Raw genomic sequence first — 17,523 nt, 5'->3', positions numbered from 1 at the left:
TTCGCACCTTCCCGCTCCGTACACGCCGTCGAGTCGGGGCGCGTCTGCGATCATCCCCCACCACGGTGCCGCCCATCGCGCGCCCCGGGGGCGATGCGGTCGGCGAAGCGTAGCAAGGTACGCCAGACCCCCGCCGGTGCCCGCGCACGAGCCCCGATCACGGCGCCCCGTCACCGGTTCCGGTCACGAGCGTACGAGACGCGCGATGGCGTCGCTGGCTTCCTTCACCTTCTCGTCGGCATCGGTTCCGCCCTCGGCGGCTGCCTGCGTGACACAGTGCCTGAGGTGCTCGTCGAGCAGCTCGAGAGACACCGACCGCAGTGCCTTGGTCGCCGCGGAGACCTGGGTCAGCACGTCGATGCAGTACTCGTCGTTCTCGATCATCCGCGCCAGCCCCCGGATCTGACCTTCGATCCGGTGGAGCCGCTTGATGTGCCTGTCCTTGTCGTGCGTGTATCCCTGCATCACCGCGCTCCCGTGTTCCCCGAGCGGTCAACGTGACCAGGGTACCCTCTGGGGGTTCCTGACGCGCGACGATCGCGTCAGCGGGCGCGCTCAGGCACGGGTCTCGGAGACCACCCAGGACAGGTACTCGGCGCTGCCACCGGTGATCGGGGTAGCGATGATCTCCGGAACGTCGTAGTCGTGCAGCTCGGTGAGACGGCCCGTCAGGGCCTCGACCCGGTCGGAGGCTGTCTTGATGTCCACACGCCACTCGGTATCCGTCTGCACATCGCCCTCCCAGCGGAAGACGCTGGTGATCGGCCCGACCACCTGGGCGCACGCACCCAGCTTCGCCTCGATCGCTGCCGCGGCGAGCCGCTGGGCGGCCGCCTCGGAATCCGTTGTCGACGACACGATCACGTGTTCCGCGCCTCGCGCCGGGGTCTGCTCGAAGGATTGGTCTGACGGCATGGCTCTACCGTAACCGGACGCGGAGCGCGCCTCGACGCGCGCGGGGCCGGCCGGACCGATGCGGCTAGCCGGTCCGGCTCTTTCCGGACGCCTTGGACTTCTTGCCGCGGCCCGCGGCCGGGGCACTGTCCGCGACCCGTGCCTCGTAGCTCGCTCGCTCCTGCGACGTCGCCGCTTCGGCCATCAACCTGTCCACGCCGATCCTGCGCACCAGCCAGTCTCCGAAACGGCGCGGCATCAGGTAGCTCAGCCTGCTGATCGGGCCGATGGATGCGGGCACGAACACGTCGAACCGGGGACGCTGCAATGCCCCCACGATCGCCTCGGCCACGTCCTCCGGCTGCACAGGAGGGAACCCGGCCGTGTCCTTCAAGCCGGAGGAGAGTTCGGTACGCACGATGCCGGGCATCACGCAGGAGACGTCGATGCCGTCGCCTGCCACCTCGAGTCGCAACGACTCGGAGAAGCCGACCACCCCGAACTTCGTCGCCGAGTAGGTGGCCGCGCTGGGCACCGGGCTCTTACCGGCCGCGGACGCGATGTTGACGATGTGCCCCCCACCGCGCCGCTTCATACGCCGTACGGCTTCCTTGCTGCCGTGGATCACCGCGTGCAGGTTGATGGCCAGCTGGTTCGTCGTGGTGCTGTCGGTCTCCTCGTCGATCGGCCCGATCGGCATGATGCCCGCGTTATTGATCAGCACGTCGACCGGCCCCAGCTCGGACTCGACCCGATCGAGGAACGCGGTGTACGCCTCGGTGTCCGTCACATCCAGCGCCACGCCGAGGGACGGCGTGCGCAGGCTCGCGGCGGTCTGCTCGGCGAGGTCGCCGTCGAGGTCACCGATCGCCACGCGGGCGCCCTGCCCGGCGAGCATGCTCGCCGTCGCCGCTCCGATCCCCCGGGCACCTCCGGTGATCGCGATCGTCCGTCCTACCAGCGAGCGGGGTTGGCGAGCCATGTCGGATCCTCCTGATACCTCGTGATGCGGGCGAGACCACACGATGAGAACGTGTTCTACAGTATGGCGTCGCTTCCGATCAGGCAAGTGACGAGCCGCCTCATACCCGGATGCGTCCCAGCGTCTCGGTGACAGCGGGAAGGGCTCGCTCCCTGTCGGCCGTGGACAGGCCGATGCGCGTGCGCCGGTCCACGAGGTCGGACTCGTCCAGCGCGCCCTCGTGCCGGAGCCCGAACAGCAGCTCTGCCCGGGTGACCGGGATTCCGTCGGCGATCGGCTCCGTCGCGCCCTCCTCGCGGGCGGCCCCGTCCAGCACCGCAGCGGCCTCGGTCCCGTACCGGCGCACGAGCCGGTCAGGCGCCGCCACCCCGGCGAGCTCCGCGCGGTTGCCTGCCCCGACCAGCGGCAGCCGCCTCGTCCGGCAGGGCCCCGCCACGACCCCGCTGCGGGCGAGCGCGGCATCCAGCGCGTCCTCGGCCATCCTGCGGTAGGTGGTCAGCTTCCCGCCGACCACGGTGACCAGCCCGTCCGGCGCGGTGAGCACGGCATGCTCGCGCGAGACGTCGGCGGAGCGCCCGCTTCCCGAGTCCAGCAGCGGTCGCAGCCCGGCGTACGTACCGAGCACGTCCCGCCGGGTCAGCGGGGCGCGCAACGCCGTACTGATGGTCTCGAGCAGGAAGCCGATCTCGGAATCCGAGGCCCGTGGCACATCCGGGATCTCACCACCGGTCTCCTCGTCGGTGAGCCCGACGTACACGCGGCGCTCGTCTGCGGGCAGGGCGAACACGAACCGGTTGCGCTCGCCCGGCACGGGCGTCATCAGGCCGGTGGCGAGATCGCCGAAGGCCGAACGGGGCAGCACCAGGTGCGTGCCCCTGCTCGGCCGCAACGACACGCCGGGCGCGAGCCCGCCTGCCCACACCCCGGTGGCGTTGACGACCATGCGGGCATCGACCTGCGTGGCCTGCCCCGTCAGCCGGTCACGCAGCACGGCACCACCACCGGTGACGTCCTCGGCCGCGCATCGCGTCAGCACCCGCGCGCCGTGCGCGGCTGCGGTGCGCGCGAGCGCCACCACCAGACGCGCGTCGTCGGTGAGCTGGCCGTCCCAGCCGAGGAGGCCGCCGCGCAGCCCCTCGGCACGCACCGTCGGTGCCAGCCGCTGCACCTCGGCCCGTGTCACCCGGCGCGACCGCGGTAGCGAGTGGTGCGAGGTGCGTGCCGAGAGACGCAACAGGTCTCCCGCTGCGAAGCCTGCCCGTACCAGCGCGGCAGCAGGGCCGCTCACCCCCGGCAGCAGCGGCACCAGCTGCGGCAACGGGCGTACCAGGTGCGGGGCCGTCCTGCTCAGCAGGATGCCGCGCTCCACAGCACTCTCGTGCGCGATGCCGACGCTGCCGGAGGCGAGGTAGCGCAGCCCGCCGTGCACGAGCTTCGAGCTCCACCTGCTTGTGCCGAAGGCCAGGTCGTGCTTCTCGGCGAGCACGACCGACAGCCCGCGGCTCGCGGCGTCCAGCGCCACCCCGGTACCGGTGACCCCGCCGCCGATAACGAGCACGTCGACGGGGGACTCACCGGGCAGCCCGGCGAGCTCGCGCGCGCGGCGCGCGGCGTTCAGCGAGGAGGAATGCGTGCCGCTCATGGCTTCAGGTACCTCGCGAGCAACTCGCGCAGCTCGCCGTCAAGGGCCTCCAGCCGCGCGCTCTCGCTCGTCGGCGCGTTGTCGGCGAACACGGGACCGGTCAGCGCGAACGACCACGCGGTCAGCAGCAACGACTGCGCCTGGGTCTCGACGTCGGCCGCGCGGACCGAGCCGTCCGCGACTCCGGCACGCAGACCCTGCTCGATCAGCTCGAGCTGCTGGTCGGTGTTGCGACCGCGCCGCTGCAGCATGTACGGCAGCAGGAAGTCGGGGTCGAGCTCGATGATCTTGCGCATCAGCGGGTGGGCCCGGGTCTGCCGGACGATGCGCACGATCCCCTCGACGAGGCGTTCCCTGGCCGAATCCGCCGGCATGTCGAACACCCCGTCTGCAAGCGCGCTCCACTCGCGCGTCATCAGCGCCGCGACGACCTCGCGCACGCTGCGCCACCGCCGGTACAGCGTCGCCCGCGACACCCCGGCCGCACGGCCGATCTCGGCCATGGTCATCCGGCGCAGGCCGATGGCCAGCAGCAGCTCGTAGGCGGCATCGAGGATGTGCTCCTCATCGATCGCGTTGGCCGCACGCAGCCCGGCTCCGCCGCTCTCCGGCCGGTGTAGCTCCGGGCTGTTATGCTGAGACATCATATGTAAAAGTGTATCAGCACGTTGCCAGCCGACACACCCGCGAGGCCCCCGTGAGCGAGTCCGATCTCCCCGTCGTGGATATGCACCCCTACCGCTGGGGTGACCCCTCCCGCCCCGCCGAGCTACCCGAAGCGGTACGCACCGCGCTGACCCATCTCGGTGCGGGCGAGCCGGCACGCGAGCCCGTCGAGCCGGACGAGATCGCCGTACCGCCGGTCCGGCTCACCGACCAGGCCAGGGCGGCGCTGGAGGACGTGGTGGGGCGCGACCACGTGCACACCGACAGCGCGACGCGGGTCAGGCATACCCGCGGATGGTCCACCCCAGACCTGCTCAAGCTGCGTTCCGGCGACGCAGCGGACGCGCCGGACGCCGTGGTCGTTCCCGCCGACCACGAGCAGGTCCTGTTCCTGCTCCAGGTGTGCACCGAGCACCGGATCGCCGTCGTCCCGTTCAGCGGCGGGACATCCGTGGTCGGCGGGCTCGCGCCCCGGGGAGACCGGTTCAACGGGGTGATCACGCTGGATCTCGGCCGGTTGGACGGGCTGACCGCCATCGACGAGACCTCCCGCACGGCCACGCTGCAGGCGGGCGTGCGCGGGCCGCACGCCGAGCGGCTGCTCGCCGCGCACGGGTTCACGCTCGGGCACTTCCCGCAGTCCTACGAGGGGGCCAGCATCGGCGGGTATGCCGCCACCCGTTCGGCGGGGCAGGCCTCCGCCGGGTACGGCCGGTTCGACGAGATGGTCGTGGGCATGACCCTGGCCACCCCGCAGGGCACCATCGAGCTCGGCAGCGCCCCGATGTCCGCCGCCGGGCCCGACCTGCGCCAGCTCGTGCTCGGCTCGGAAGGGACCCTCGGCGTGATCACCTCGGTGACCGTGCGGGTACGCCCCGCGCCTGCCGAGCGTGTCTACGAGGGATGGCGGTTCGACTCCTTCGAGGCGGGCTCGGACGCGCTGCGCGCCCTCGCCCAGGACGGGCCACTGCCGACGGTGCTGCGGCTGTCCGACGAGGCCGAGACCAGCGTCAACCTCGCCGACCCGGCACGCGGCCCCGGCAGCGGGGCCGATGGCTGCCTGGCCGTCGTCGGCCACGAGGGCAGCGCGGACGAGGTCGCGGCGAACCGCGCGGCCGCGGCCGAGGTGCTGCGCGCGGCGGGCGGGCGCCCGCTCGGCACCGAGCCCGGCGAGGCGTGGCGCGCGGGCCGGTACCGCGCCCCGTACCTGCGCGACCCGCTGCTCGACGCGGGTGCCCTTGTCGAAACGCTGGAAACCGCCACCTTCTGGTCCAACCTGCACCGGTTGCGCCAGGCGGTGACCGAGGCCGTGCGCGCCGAGCTCGAGGCCGCGGACACGCCCGCACTCGTGCTGTGCCACATCTCGCACGTCTACGAGACGGGGGCCTCGCTGTACTTCACCGTGGTCTGCGCCCAGGCAGGCGACCCGGTCGCGCAGTGGTCGGCCGCCAAGGCCGCGGCGAACGAGGCGATCCGCTCCACGGGCGGGACGATCACCCACCACCACGGGGTCGGGATCGACCACAGGGAGAGCTACGCCGAGGAGGTCGGCGAGCAGGCCGCCGAGGCGCTGCGCGCGGCGAAGCGGGCCCTGGACCCCGCCGGCATCCTCAATCCCGGTGTGCTCATCGCCCCGTAGCATGAACGCCGCTGACGACCAGACCACTAGAGGGTGAGAACCGCGATGCGCAGGTACACGGCGCTGATCAACCCGATCGCGGGCGGCGGCCATGCGGCCGAGCGCCTGCGGCCGGTGACCCGGCTGCTCGAGCAGTGGGGCGCGTCGGTCACCGTCGAGGAGACGCACGGCCGCGAGCACGCGATCTCGGCCGCGGAGCAAGCCGCGGCCCGGGGTGACGTCGTGCTGGCCGCAGGCGGGGACGGGCTGGTGCGCGACGTAGCGGGCGGCGTGGTCACCACCGGAGGGACCCTGGGGATCGTGCCGTCCGGGCGGGGCAACGACCTCGCCCGCGCGCTCGCCCTGCCGGAGGATCCCACCGAGCTCGCGCGGTTGCTGTTCGAGGGGCAGGCACGGCAGATCGACGTCCTGGAAGTGGGCAGCGTGATCGTGCCGGGCAACGTCTACGCGGGCATCGACGCCGCGGCCACCTCGATCATCAACGGAAGCAGATGGGTGCCGGCCGGCCTGCTGTACCGGCTGGCACCGGTACGGGCGATCCTCACGTGGCGCCCTCCCCGGTACACCCTCAGCAGCGACGGGCAGACCCGGTCGATGCGCGCGCACACCGTCGTGATCGCCAACTCGGGCGCCTACGGCCACGGGCTGTCCATCGTGCCGCAGGCCGTACTGGACGACGGGATGAGCGACCTGCTCGTGGTCGGTACCGGACCGCGGCGGGAGATCGTGAAGTTCCTGCGCGAGGCCCGCACGGGCGGCCACGTGCACCGCGCGGAGGTCACCCACGAGACGGTCACCGACATCGTCCTCGACGCCGACCGGCCGGTCCCGCTGTGCGCCGACGGCGACGAGATCGGCGAGCTCCCCGCCCGGGTGCGCATCCTGCCCGGCGCGCTGAACGTCATCGCCCCCGGCTAACCGTCCGGGGGGCGAGCCGAAGGACTCCTCGGGTACCACATACGCACCGAAGAGGGCCTTCGGCTCGCCCCTCGGGGCCGCTGACAGGGCCGGTACCGGGATGAGGCACGGTAAGGACTGATGAGCGGCGATCACAGCAACAGGCACGGCACGATCCGGGGCTCGCTGCAGCAGCTCGAGTCCCGGCTCCATGCGCTGGACGGCAAGGGGTACGGGCAGTACCGGTCGATCGAGGGCAGCTGGGAGGCCAACGGCTTCGTCGTGGAGCTGCTCAAGGCACAGACGGACCCGTTCGCCCCGGCCAGCCGCGTCGAGGTGCGGGTGCCCGCGCGCACCGCGGACTTCCCCGAGCACCTCTGGGCCAACCGGGTGCGTGCCCGCGGGCTGGCCGACTTCGTGCTGCGCGCCCTCGGCAAGCGGCTGCGCAACACGGAGCTCAACATCGACGTCGGCGGGCAGGAAGTGCTCGACCGCAGCGCGGTACGGGTGCATGACGGAGACCTGACCCTGCGGATGGGCCTGAACCTGCCCGGTCCGCGCAGGCGGATCGACGGCAAGGGCGCGCGGAAGGCGCTGTGTGAGCAGCTGCCGGACGCCGTGAACGCCGCCGCACGCCACGCGGCACTCGACGCCGAGGCGCTGGAGGAGTTCGTCTACTCCGTGGAGGACACCGACGCGCTGCGCAGGGCGCTTCCCTCGCTGGGCCTGGTGGGCTTCGTCGCCGACTGTGCCATGCTGGCGCGGCGCAGCGGCACCGATGACCGGCCGCTTGCCGACGGCATACCGTTCCACTCACCCGAGTCGCTCCGGGTGAGCGTCGACCTGCCGAACCGGGGACGGGTCAGCGGCATGGGCGTCGGCGAGGGCATCACGCTGATCGCCGGTGGCGGGTTCCACGGCAAGTCCACCCTGCTGCGGGCCCTGGAGCACGGGGTCTACGACCACATCCCCGGCGACGGGCGCGAGCTGGTCGTCAGCAGGGACAGCGCGGTGAAGGTGCGCGCCGAGGACGGCCGCAGCGTGCAGCGCGTGGATGTCAGCTCCTTCGTCGGGCGGCTCCCCAACGGCGCCGACACCAGTGACTTCTCCACCACCAACGCCTCCGGCTCGACCTCGCAGGCGGCCACGACCGTGGAGGCCCTCGAGGCAGGCGCGGACGTGTTGCTGATCGACGAGGACACCGCCGCGACCAACATGATGATCCGGGACGCGCGGATGCAGGCGCTGGTCGCCAAGGACAACGAGCCGCTGACGCCGTTCATCGACCTCGCCCGGCCGCTGTACAGCCAGCACGGCGTGTCCACCGTGCTGGCCATGGGCGGTTCGGGCGACTACCTCGACATCGCCGACCGGGTCATCATGATGGCCGCCTACGAGGCATACGACGTTACAGCCGAGGCGTTCCGGCTGCGCTCCGACGAGCCCGAGCGGCGCACCGAGACCGACCGGTTCCCCCGGATCCGGCAACGGGTGTGCCGGCCGGACGCGCTCGGCAAGGACAGCAAGGGAAAGCGGCGGATCAAGCAGCGCGGCACCGACACCCTGGTTCTCGGCGGCGACGACATCGACCTGCGCGCGGTCGAGCAGATCGTCGACACCAGCCAGGTGATGGGGATCGGCCTCGCGTTGAGCTACGGCGTGGAGAAGGGGCTGCTGGACGGCAAGCGCTCCATCGCGGAGTTCCTGGACCTGCTGGAACGGGACCTGGACGAGTCGGGGGCGGACGCGCTGCAGCGCGGCTTCCTCGGCGATTTCGCCGTGCCGCGCCGCTACGAGGTCGCCGCGGCGCTGGCCAGGCTGCGCTCGCTGCGGATCAGCGCGACCAGGGACGGCGAGTCCTGACCGCGCCTGCCGACCGGGCGCGGGCGCGAACGCCCGGTGACGGCGCGCTCTGATCTACGTCACAATCCTTATTAGCATCCGGACAACGATTGTTACGGTACGGCGATGAGCACGCTGGACCCCACGACACCGGTACTGGTCGGAGCCGGCCAGGTCGGCGCGACCGACGCCACCGGGACGATCTCCATCCCGGATCTGATCTCCTCAGCCGCCCGTGACGCGCTGGCCGACACCGGTGCCGGCACGGACGGGCTGCGGGACGACATCCAGCTCGTGGGCGTCGCCGACTGCCTGACGTGGCGGCCCAGCGATCCCGGTCGCGAGCTGGCCGATGAGCTCGGTGCGAAGCCGCGCGAGACCGTAACCACCCGCGCGAGCGGGACCAGCCCGCTCGACCTGCTGGCCGACGCCTGCCAGCAGATCCGGGACGGCGAGGTCGACACCGCGCTGCTCGCGGGCTGCGAGGCCGTCCGGGCGCTGCAGCAGGGCCAGATCGACAACGGGCAGGTCACCGAGGACGGCCCGGGGCCGACCCGCACGCTCGGGTCCGACAAGCACGCCAACCACCCCGCGGAGGAGGCCGCCGAGCTGCGCTTGCCGGTGCACTTCTACCCGCTGTTCGAGAACGCGCTGCGGGCGGCGGCCGGGCGCGACGTCGAGGACCACCAGCGCTGGATCGCCCGGCTGTGGGCACGCTTCGCCGAGGTGGCCACGACCAACCCGCACGCGTGGAACACGGCGGGAACCAGTGCGGAGGAGATCGCCGACCCGGCGAACAACCGCATGGTCGCCTTCCCCTACCGCAAGCTCACCATCGCCAACATCTACGTCAACCAGGCGTCCGCTGTGGTGCTGTGTTCGGCTGCCGCTGCCGAGCGGGCGGGGATCCCCCGGGAGAACTGGGTGTTCGTGCACGGCACGGCGGCCGCGAACGACCACTGGTACGTCGGCAACCGCGCCGAGCTGCACCGCTCGCCCGCCATTCGCGCGATCGGGCGCGCACTGCTCGGCCACACGGGCATGACCGTCGACGACATCGCCTACCGCGACATCTACTCCTGCTTCCCCTCCGCGGTGCAGGTTGCCGCGACCGAGCTCGGCATCGAGCTGGAGGAGCCGCACCCCGCACCGACCGTGACCGGCGGGCTCACCTTCGCGGGAGGCCCGGGAAGCAACTACGTGATGCACTCGCTGGCCACGCTGCACGAGCGCCTCCGCGCCGACCCCGGGGCGAGCGGGCTCGCCACAGCGACGGGGTGGTACCTGACCAAGCACGCCGCGGTCGTGCTGTCGGCACGCGAGCCGCGGGAGCGGTACGCCCACCACGATGTGCAGGCCGAAGTGGACGCCCTCCCCGCACGGGAGATCGCGGAGGACTACACAGGACGGGCCGTCGTGGAGACCTACACGGTCAGCTACGACCGATCCGGGGAGCCGAACATCGGCCATCTCGTGTGCCTGCTCGACGACGGCCGTCGCGCGTTCGCGATGACGCAGGACCCCGGCACCATCGCGGCGCTCCTGGAGCGTGACCCGATCGGCTCGCGGGTCGACCTCCCGGAGTGCACTCTGGCCGGGTAGGACGGACCACCGCACCGGCCGTGCTCAGCCGCCCTGCTCGGCGGTGTACATCTCGTACATCTCCGCCAGGTACGCGCGGAACAGCAGCAGAGCGCCGAGCGTACCGCCCGGGACGTCGAGCGTGGCGTACTCGTAGGCCATCACGGAGCCCCGGTAACTCGGGTCCGGTGTGGTCACGTCGGTGAACCAGTCGACGAAGTGCTGCTTCTCGCGCTCGCCCGGCTCTACCGGTGGTGCCAGGATGTCGAAGGCCTCCAGCCTGTTGCGCATCATCCAGCGGTAGAACTCCGAGAAGGTGTAGTAGCGCCGCTCCGCCCCGCTCGGCTCGACGCCGTGTACCTCCTCGGCGAGGTGGACGCCGTGCTCGGTGGCCGCCTGCTCGGCCACGCTCCAGGCCTCGTCGTGCGCGGCGCGCCCCTCGAGCTCGCCGTCGGCCAGCCTGGTGAGGTACTCGGCCCACAACACCGACCCCGGGTTGCCGAAGTCGTCCGTCCCTTCGCCGAGCGCGAGCGCGATCCCGCGCTCGATCCCCTCGACGATCCCGGCGTCCACATAGGATATCCAGGAACCCGGCTCACCGAGCGAGTAGTCGTCGAAGAACGCGATGACACCCTCGATGTTGCGCCACCGGGGCTGGTAACCGGGCAGCAGCTCCGCGGCCGGACCCTCGGACATGTCACGGACGAACTCGGCCCGCTCCGGCATCGACATCAGGTTGATCTCTTCGGCCGTGCAGTCGAGGGTCGCCGCGCACTCGTCCGGCCCGCGAGCAGCGACCCCGGCCGCCGGCGCGGGCGCGATCAGCGGCAACACCAGCGACACCATGGCCGCGAGAGCCCCGACACGTCGTGAGCGCATGACCACCACACTCCGGTGAGCCGACAGCAGTGCCTACCCGTGCATGCGCGCACGGAGCCTAGCTTGTTGACTCTATGTCAGCAATACTCGGACGTGGCTACTTCTTCCCAGCGGCCTTCGCGGCCTTCTTGAAGGCCCGCACCTCGTCCAGGGTGACCTCGTCGACGACATCGGCAACCGAGCGCCGGGCACCGTCCTCCCCGTAGTAGCCCGCGGCCTCGCGCCAGCCTGCAGGCTGAACCCCCAGCTGCTTACCGAGCAACGCGAGGAAGATCCTGGCCTTCTGGTCCCCGAAGCCGGGCAGGTCCTTGAGCCTGCGCAGCACCTCACGACCGTCCGGCTCGCCACGCTTCCACAGCAGGGTCACGTCGCCCTCGTAGTGCTCGAGCAGGTACTGGCACAGCGTCTGGATCCGCTTGGCCATCGAGCCCGGGTAGCGGTGCACGGCCGGTTTCTCGGCGCAGAGCGCCGCGAACTCCTCGGGATCGGCACCCGCGATCGACTCGGCGTCGACACTGCCGAACCGGTCCGCGATCTTCTTCGGCCCCGCGAACGCGACCTCCATGGCGACCTGCTGGTCGAGCAACATCCCCACGAGCACGGCAAGCGGGTTCTCGGCGAGCAGCGCGTCGGCGTCCGGATCCTGCGTCAAACACAACGTCGTGGTCATGGCGCCAGTATTTCACGGCCCGTCGCCCCGCGCGTCGCGCCAGGCGCACCCAGGGCCGCCTCACACACGTAAGGTGTCGCCCATGACGATCGAGGGGCCAGGGGTACGCATCCGTGTCATCGACGCCTTCACCGGAGAGCCGTTCACCGGCAACCCCGCAGGGGTGTGCCTGTTGGAGGCAGGCGGCTGGCCGGACGAGAGCTGGATGCGGCGCGTCGCGGCCGAGATGCGGCACTCGGAGACCGCCTTCGCCTACCCCCTTCCGGACGGCGACGGCGCCGACTGGGCGCTGCGCTGGTTCACCCCGGCAGCCGAGGTGGACCTGTGCGGCCACGCCACCCTGGCCACCGCGCACGCGCTGCACGCCGACTCCGGCCGCGCCGGAACCATCCGGTTCAGCAGCCGTAGCGGGATCCTGCTGGCGCACACCCACGGGGGCGGGTCGATCACCCTGGACTTCCCCGCCGCGCGGCTCGCGACCGTGCCGGTCGCGAGTGCGCTGACCGAGGCGCTCGGCGCCAGCCCGGAAGCGGCCTTCGGCACCGGCGACCTCGGGGACGTGCTGGTGGTCGTGCGGGACGAGGCGACCGTGCGGGCACTGGAACCGGACCTGGCCGCGCTCGCGCAGTGGACCCGGGCGGAGAACGTCCGTGGCGTGATCGTCACCGCGCCCGCCGCCGAGCCGGGTACCGGCTACGACTACGTCTCCCGCTTCTTCGCGCCTGCCGTCGACGTCGACGAGGACCCGTTCACCGGCAGCGCGCACACCGCGCTGGCCCCTTACTGGTCGCGGCGCCTCGACTCCACCGAGCTGGTCGGCCTGCAGGCCTCCGCCCGTGGCGGGACCGCCCGCACCGCGATCGCCGGTGAGCGGGTGCACCTCACCGGGGGGGCCGTGACGGTGCTCGACGGCACCGTGCTGGCCGCAGGCGGGTGACCCGCGCCGACCGGGCGATGCGGGGCACGGGGCGGGAGCCGAGGGTGACCTCGGTTCCTTAGAAGGAGCCCGATGTCACGTTCGGCTCCCCACCCGTAGGTTCTTGGCAGGCAGCACGCGGCGGCGGTCGGTGACGGCGATCATCGCCACGCTGCCGATGACCAGCCAGATCACCAGCTCGAGCACCCCTGAGTACCCGCCGGAGGCTCCGGTGGTGATCGCGCTCAGCGCCCGCACCGCCCCCTGGGTCGGCAGCAACGCTCCCAGGGCGGAGAAGCTCGCCGGGACCGTGGAGATCACGTTGACGCCCAGCGTCAGCACCAGCACCGCCACGGACACGAACCGGCCCGGACGCTTGAATATCGCCACCAGGGCCTGGTTGAGCACCATGAACGCGGCCGCGGCCAGCAGCGAGACACCGAGGAACGCCACCACCTCGCCGAAGCTCAGCCCCAGCACCGGCCACAGGATGAGGCTCACCGCCACGGCACTGATCGTCGCGATCGTCGCGCCGGGGACCGCGGCGCGCAGGATGATCTTCCAGCTGGGGTCCCTCGAGGCCAGCACCTCTGCCGGTACGGCCCGGGTGACCAGGTAGGTCGCGAGTCCACCTGCCCACAACGCGAGCGCCATGAACAGCGCCACCGCCGCGTGGCCGAAGTCCGGCGTCCCGCGGACGTCCGCCGCGGTCGGCGTCGCCGCGATCTCGCTGAGGTGCTCGCGCTCGTCCTCGTCGTAGTTCGGCACCTGGTCCTGCCCGTCGTCCAGCTCGGAAGCGAGCTGTTCGGTGCCGCCGTGCACCTCGTCCGCGCCGCCTGCCAGCTCGGCCGCACCGCCGGACAACCTGGAGGTGCCGTCGGCGAGCCTGCCTGCCCCTGTCGCCAGCTCCGCGGCACCGGAGTCGAGCTCGACGATCCCGCTGTGCAGCTCCTCCGCGCCGTCCGCGGCCTCGGCGATACCCGCGGTGAGCCCGGGCATCTCGTCTGCCAGCCGCTCGTTGCCATCGGCGACCTGCTCGGCGCCGTCGGCGAGCCCGGTGACCGCCTCCTTGGCCTGCACGGCCGCGTCCCGCACGCGCGAGGTCGCCCCGTCGATCGTCGCGGCGTGCTCGCTGACCCGTTCGGACAGGCTGGTCAACTGCTCACAGAACTCGGCCTCGCCGCCCTCGTCGGCACAACGCTGGGCCATCCGGCTGAGCTTGTCCGCGGTCTCCGTCGCCGACGGCAGGGCGTCCACCGCGTCGATCACCCGGTCCGCCAGCGGGGCCACCGTGTCGGCGATCTGCCGGTTGCCCTTGGCGACCTCGCGCGCGCCCTCGGCGAGCTTGCGGGTCAGCTCGGGCAACCGCGCGGTCTCGTCCCGCGCCTCGCCGAGACCGTCCGCGAGCTCCCCGGCGCCCGCCGACAGCTCGCCGGTGCCGTCGGCCAGCTCCTCGGCACCCCCGGCGAGCTCCTGCGCCGCCCGGTTCAGCTCACCGACGCCGCCAGCCAGCTCCTCGGCGCCGCCTGCGAGCTCACCCGCACCTCCTGCCAGCTCGAAGGCACCGTCGACGGCCTCGCCGAGCTGGTCGTGCATCTCGGTGAACGCCCCGTAGATCTGCTCGAGCTGCGATTGCACGACCTCCCGGTTGAGCTCGTCGACCTGCTCCTCGGCGGATCGCTTGCTGGCCTGGGGGTCGGCCAGCCCGGCGCTGTCGGAGACCTCGATCTCCAGCAACGCCCGCGTGGCCTCCATCGGGTCCTCGTTCGCGGTCGACGTAGCGTGCGCGGAGAAGTTCTCCGGGATCGTCACCGTCGCGACGTAGCTCCCGTCGTCCACACCGGAGCGCGCGTCCTCGGCGTCGGTGAGCACCCACGAGTACCCGGCGGGGTCGTCGTCCTGGGTGAGCTTCGCGGCGAGCTCCCGCCCGATGGGCATCATCTGGCCGTCGATCTCGACGGGTTCGTCGTTGTTGACCACGGCGGCTCGCGCGTCGTTGTGCTCACCCTGCGGCGCGGCGAACGCCCACGTGAGCAAGCCGAGCACCAGTACGGGGATGACGACCAGCCCCGCCCAGGTGCGCCAGGACAGCGGTCCCGGCGCGTGGGCGCGAGCGGTGTTGGCCAGTGGATTCAGCATCAGGGCACCTCAACGAGCCGGCGAGACAGATCGATGGTCGACAACCGCGTCGGGGGCAGGATGTCGAGCAGCAGGTTCGGGTCCTGGCAGGTGAACACGACCCCGGCGGGCGTCCCGTCCGGGGTGACCGGCCGCGCGAGCAGCGTGCGCAGGGCGTCGCGCTGGCCGGTGTTGACCACCGCGTCCAGGTCGTCGAACAGGAGCAAGGACAGGCCGTCGGACAGGGCCGTCCGCGCCTCGTCCGCGGGCGTGTCTGTGTCACGGCAGGCGATCAGCGCCACGCGGGTGCGCACCGCCCGAGCGTGCTGCGGGACCACCCTGCCGAGCACCTTCAGGTCCCCGTCGATGCCGGGCACCCGGCCGCCGATCGCGTACAGCAACGCGGTCTTGCCGGACGGTCCGGAGCCGTGCACGCCGAGCAGACCCCCCGGCAGGAGGTGGGTGTCCACGCCGGAGAACACCACGCGGCCCCTGTCGTCGGTCAGGCTCAGCTCGCGCGCGCTGACAACCTCGGCCGAGTCCGGGGACGGCCAGTCGGCCAGCTGCAGCTCGTGCTCCAGGGCGCCACCTTCGGCGTCGAAAGCGGGCAGCTTGCGGTCCAGCCTCGGCGGAAGCCCCCACGCGCGCTCGCCGAGCAACGACAGGATCGCGGGCACCAGCGTCATCCGCACGAGGAAGGCGTCGACGAACACGCCGACCGCGAGGCTGAACGCGATGGGCTTGAGCGTCGCCATGCCTTCCGGCACGAACGCGGCGAACACCGCGAACATGATGACGGCGGCGGCGACGACCACCCGGGACGCGGAGACGAACCCGGTCTCGATCGCGCGGTGCGGGTCGCCGCCGTGCACGTAGTCCTCACGGATGCGGGAGACCAGGAAGACCTGGTAGTCCATGGCGAGTCCGAAGAGGATGCCCATGAGCATGATCGGCAGGAAGCTGATCACGCTGCCGGTCTCGGTGACGTTCAGCAGCTCCGCGAAGTGGCCGTGCTGGAACACCAGCGCGGTGGCGCCGAACGCGGCACCGACGGACAGGAGGTAGCCCACGCTCGCCTTGATCGGTACCCAGATCGAGCGGAACACCATCGCAAGCAGCAACAGCGAGAGCCCGACGACGATGCCCCCGAACGGCAGCAACGCGTCACCCAGCTGGTCCGAGACGTCGATGGCGATCGCGGTCAGTCCGGTCACGGAGGTGCTCACGCCGTAGGCGTCGGCGAAGTGCTCCTCGTGGTCGCGCAGCGTCTGGACGAGCTGCTTGGTCTCCTCGGAGTCGGGTCCGCTCGAGGGGATCACCTGGATGACGCCGGTGTCGGCGTCCCGGTTGGGTGTGGCCAGCGGGACCGTCTGGACACCGTCGATCTCCTCGATGTCCCCGGCGATGCCGTCGACGACGCCGACCGGGTCGTGCGAGCCGATGATGTCCGCGACCACCAGCAGCGGGCCGTTGTAGCCGGGGCCGAAGTGCTCGGTGAGCGCGTCGTAGGCATCCCGTGCGGGGGCGCCCTCCTCCTCGCTGCCGCCGTTCGGCAGGGCGAGCTGGAGGCTGCCACCCGGCAGGGAGATCAGGCCGAGACCGGCGACCAGCACAACGATGGTGATCACCGGTGCCCTCGTCACCCCGCGCACCCACTTCGCGGCCAGACCGGCCCGCGCGGGACGCCCCCGGCCGTTTCGCGCGCGGCGCGGCGTGCGGGGGCGTAGGCGCCTGCCCGCGAACGCCATCAGGGCGGGCAGGAGGGTGACGGCGACGAGCACGGCGATCGCCACCGCACCCGCGGCGGCGATACCCATCGTGGTGAGGAACGGGATGCCCGCCACGAACAGCGCCAGCAGCGCGATCATCACGGTGACGCCCGCGAACAGCACCGCCGACCCGGCGGTCGCCACGGCGCGCGCGATCGACTCCTCCACCTCGACGCCCTCGGCGAGCTGGTCACGATGCCGGGAGAGGATGAACAGGGCGTAGTCGATACCGACCGCGAGCCCGAGCATCACGGCCAGCATCGGGGCGGTCGACGAGATCGGGGTCAGCACGGTCACGGCCATGATCAGCCCGACGGAGACCCCCACGCCGATCACCGCCGTGATCAGCGGCATGCCCGCGGCGAGGATCGACTTGAACAGCACGAGCAGCACGACGAGCGCGACGGCGACGCCGATGATCTCGACGATGCTGAACTCCGGCACGAGCTCCTCGAAGGCCTTGCCGCCGGTGTGCACCTCGGCCCCGGAACCGATGTCGGCGCGCAGGTCCTCGGCGATGGCCGCGATGTCGCTCCTGGTCCGCTCGGAGACGTCCTCGATGTCGACGTCGAGCGGTACCGCGATCAGGGCCGCGCGCCCGTCCGGGGACACGACATCATGCACGTCCTCGTCGAACGGGTTCGCCACCAGCGCGACATCGGGGACCTCCTCGATCTCGCCGACCGCGGCCTCGACGGCCTCCCGGTTGGCCGGGGTGTCGACCCGCTGACCCTCGGGTACGACCACCACCAGCTGCGCCTGTGCCCCGCTCATCTCGGGGAAGACGTGCCCGAGGTAGTCCAACGTCTCCTGGGACTCGGAGCCGGGTATGGCGAAGGTGTCGTCGGTGCCCTGACCCAGCAGCAGCGCGGCACCGCCGGAGAGCGCGAGAAGGGCGAGCCAGGCTGCCAGGACGAGGGCCCGGCCACGGGCCGTGGCCCGGCCCAGGCGGTACAGCAACGACGACAATTCACACTCCCGGGGCTTTCACCTCGATCGATACACGGTGTATCGTCCTACCCTAAGTA

Annotated in this window: 14 protein-coding genes; 5 read left to right on the top strand and 9 right to left on the bottom strand. The window is 71.7% G+C overall.

Annotated elements, in window-relative coordinates:
• Positions 1 to 183: 183 nt before the first annotated feature.
• From H0B56_RS02915 to H0B56_RS02895, 5 genes are all read right to left on the bottom strand, one after another.
• Complete coding sequence (locus H0B56_RS02915) at positions 184 to 465, bottom strand: metal-sensitive transcriptional regulator (protein WP_180891348.1); 282 nt, start codon at positions 463 to 465, stop codon at positions 184 to 186.
• Between the two features lie 90 nt (positions 466 to 555).
• Positions 556 to 915, bottom strand: a complete 360-nt coding sequence (gene cutA, locus H0B56_RS02910; protein WP_180891347.1) for a divalent-cation tolerance protein CutA — start codon at positions 913 to 915, stop codon at positions 556 to 558.
• A gap of 64 nt (positions 916 to 979) precedes the next feature.
• A complete protein-coding gene (locus H0B56_RS02905) occupies positions 980 to 1,876 on the bottom strand; it encodes an SDR family oxidoreductase (RefSeq protein WP_180891346.1) in 897 nt (298 codons plus the stop codon).
• 100 nt (positions 1,877 to 1,976) lie between these two features.
• Positions 1,977 to 3,518, bottom strand: a complete 1,542-nt coding sequence (locus tag H0B56_RS02900) for a glycerol-3-phosphate dehydrogenase/oxidase (RefSeq protein WP_180891345.1) — start codon at positions 3,516 to 3,518, stop codon at positions 1,977 to 1,979.
• Positions 3,515 to 4,165 (bottom strand): TetR/AcrR family transcriptional regulator, encoded by a 651-nt coding sequence (locus tag H0B56_RS02895; protein ID WP_180891344.1) that lies wholly within the window; start codon positions 4,163 to 4,165, stop codon positions 3,515 to 3,517. Before H0B56_RS02895 ends, H0B56_RS02900 begins: the two co-directional genes overlap by 4 nt.
• An 80-nt stretch (positions 4,166 to 4,245) precedes the next feature.
• Between H0B56_RS02895 and H0B56_RS02890 the strand changes: the two genes are divergently transcribed.
• The 4 genes from H0B56_RS02890 to H0B56_RS02875 all read left to right on the top strand — a co-directional run bounded on the left by H0B56_RS02890 (position 4,246) and on the right by H0B56_RS02875 (position 10,164).
• On the top strand, positions 4,246 to 5,823 hold the full coding sequence (locus H0B56_RS02890; protein ID WP_180891670.1) for an FAD-binding oxidoreductase: 1,578 nt from the start codon (positions 4,246 to 4,248) through the stop codon (positions 5,821 to 5,823).
• A 45-nt stretch (positions 5,824 to 5,868) separates the two neighbouring features.
• Positions 5,869 to 6,741, top strand: a complete 873-nt coding sequence (locus H0B56_RS02885; RefSeq protein WP_180891343.1) for a diacylglycerol/lipid kinase family protein — start codon at positions 5,869 to 5,871, stop codon at positions 6,739 to 6,741.
• Positions 6,742 to 6,861: 120 nt separating this feature from the next.
• Positions 6,862 to 8,583, top strand: coding sequence for an ABC-ATPase domain-containing protein (locus H0B56_RS02880; RefSeq protein WP_180891342.1), 1,722 nt, complete (start codon positions 6,862 to 6,864; stop codon positions 8,581 to 8,583).
• Positions 8,584 to 8,688: 105 nt separating this feature from the next.
• Positions 8,689 to 10,164 carry a hypothetical protein gene (locus tag H0B56_RS02875; RefSeq protein WP_180891341.1) on the top strand — a complete coding sequence of 492 codons (1,476 nt, stop codon included), beginning with the start codon at positions 8,689 to 8,691 and terminating at the stop codon, positions 10,162 to 10,164.
• Between the two features lie 24 nt (positions 10,165 to 10,188).
• Here H0B56_RS02875 and H0B56_RS02870 read toward each other — a convergent pair whose 3' ends face one another.
• Complete coding sequence (locus tag H0B56_RS02870) at positions 10,189 to 11,022, bottom strand: hypothetical protein (RefSeq protein WP_180891340.1); 834 nt, start codon at positions 11,020 to 11,022, stop codon at positions 10,189 to 10,191.
• 97 nt (positions 11,023 to 11,119) lie between these two features.
• Positions 11,120 to 11,692 carry an HhH-GPD-type base excision DNA repair protein gene (locus H0B56_RS02865; RefSeq protein WP_180891339.1) on the bottom strand — a complete coding sequence of 191 codons (573 nt, stop codon included), beginning with the start codon at positions 11,690 to 11,692 and terminating at the stop codon, positions 11,120 to 11,122.
• Between the two features lie 82 nt (positions 11,693 to 11,774).
• Between H0B56_RS02865 and H0B56_RS02860 the strand changes: the two genes are divergently transcribed.
• The gene (locus H0B56_RS02860; protein WP_180891338.1) at positions 11,775 to 12,629 is read left to right on the top strand and encodes a PhzF family phenazine biosynthesis protein; all 855 of its coding nucleotides are present in this window, start codon (positions 11,775 to 11,777) and stop codon (positions 12,627 to 12,629) included.
• A 75-nt stretch (positions 12,630 to 12,704) separates the two neighbouring features.
• Here H0B56_RS02860 and H0B56_RS02855 read toward each other — a convergent pair whose 3' ends face one another.
• Together H0B56_RS02855 and H0B56_RS02850 are read right to left on the bottom strand one after the other, a co-directional pair.
• Entirely contained in the window at positions 12,705 to 14,747 is a 2,043-nt protein-coding gene (locus tag H0B56_RS02855) for a YhgE/Pip family protein (protein WP_180891337.1), read from the bottom strand.
• Positions 14,747 to 17,464, bottom strand: coding sequence for an MMPL family transporter (locus H0B56_RS02850; protein ID WP_180891336.1), 2,718 nt, complete (start codon positions 17,462 to 17,464; stop codon positions 14,747 to 14,749). The genes H0B56_RS02855 and H0B56_RS02850 overlap by 1 nt, the downstream gene beginning before the upstream one ends.
• Positions 17,465 to 17,523 lie beyond the last annotated feature (59 nt).

The sequence above is a fragment of the Haloechinothrix aidingensis genome (assembly GCF_013450155.1).
Lineage (GTDB): Bacteria > Actinomycetota > Actinomycetes > Mycobacteriales > Pseudonocardiaceae > Haloechinothrix > Haloechinothrix aidingensis.
Note: the sequence above shows the minus strand (reverse complement) of the source record. Positions and strands in the feature narration are given on the sequence as shown.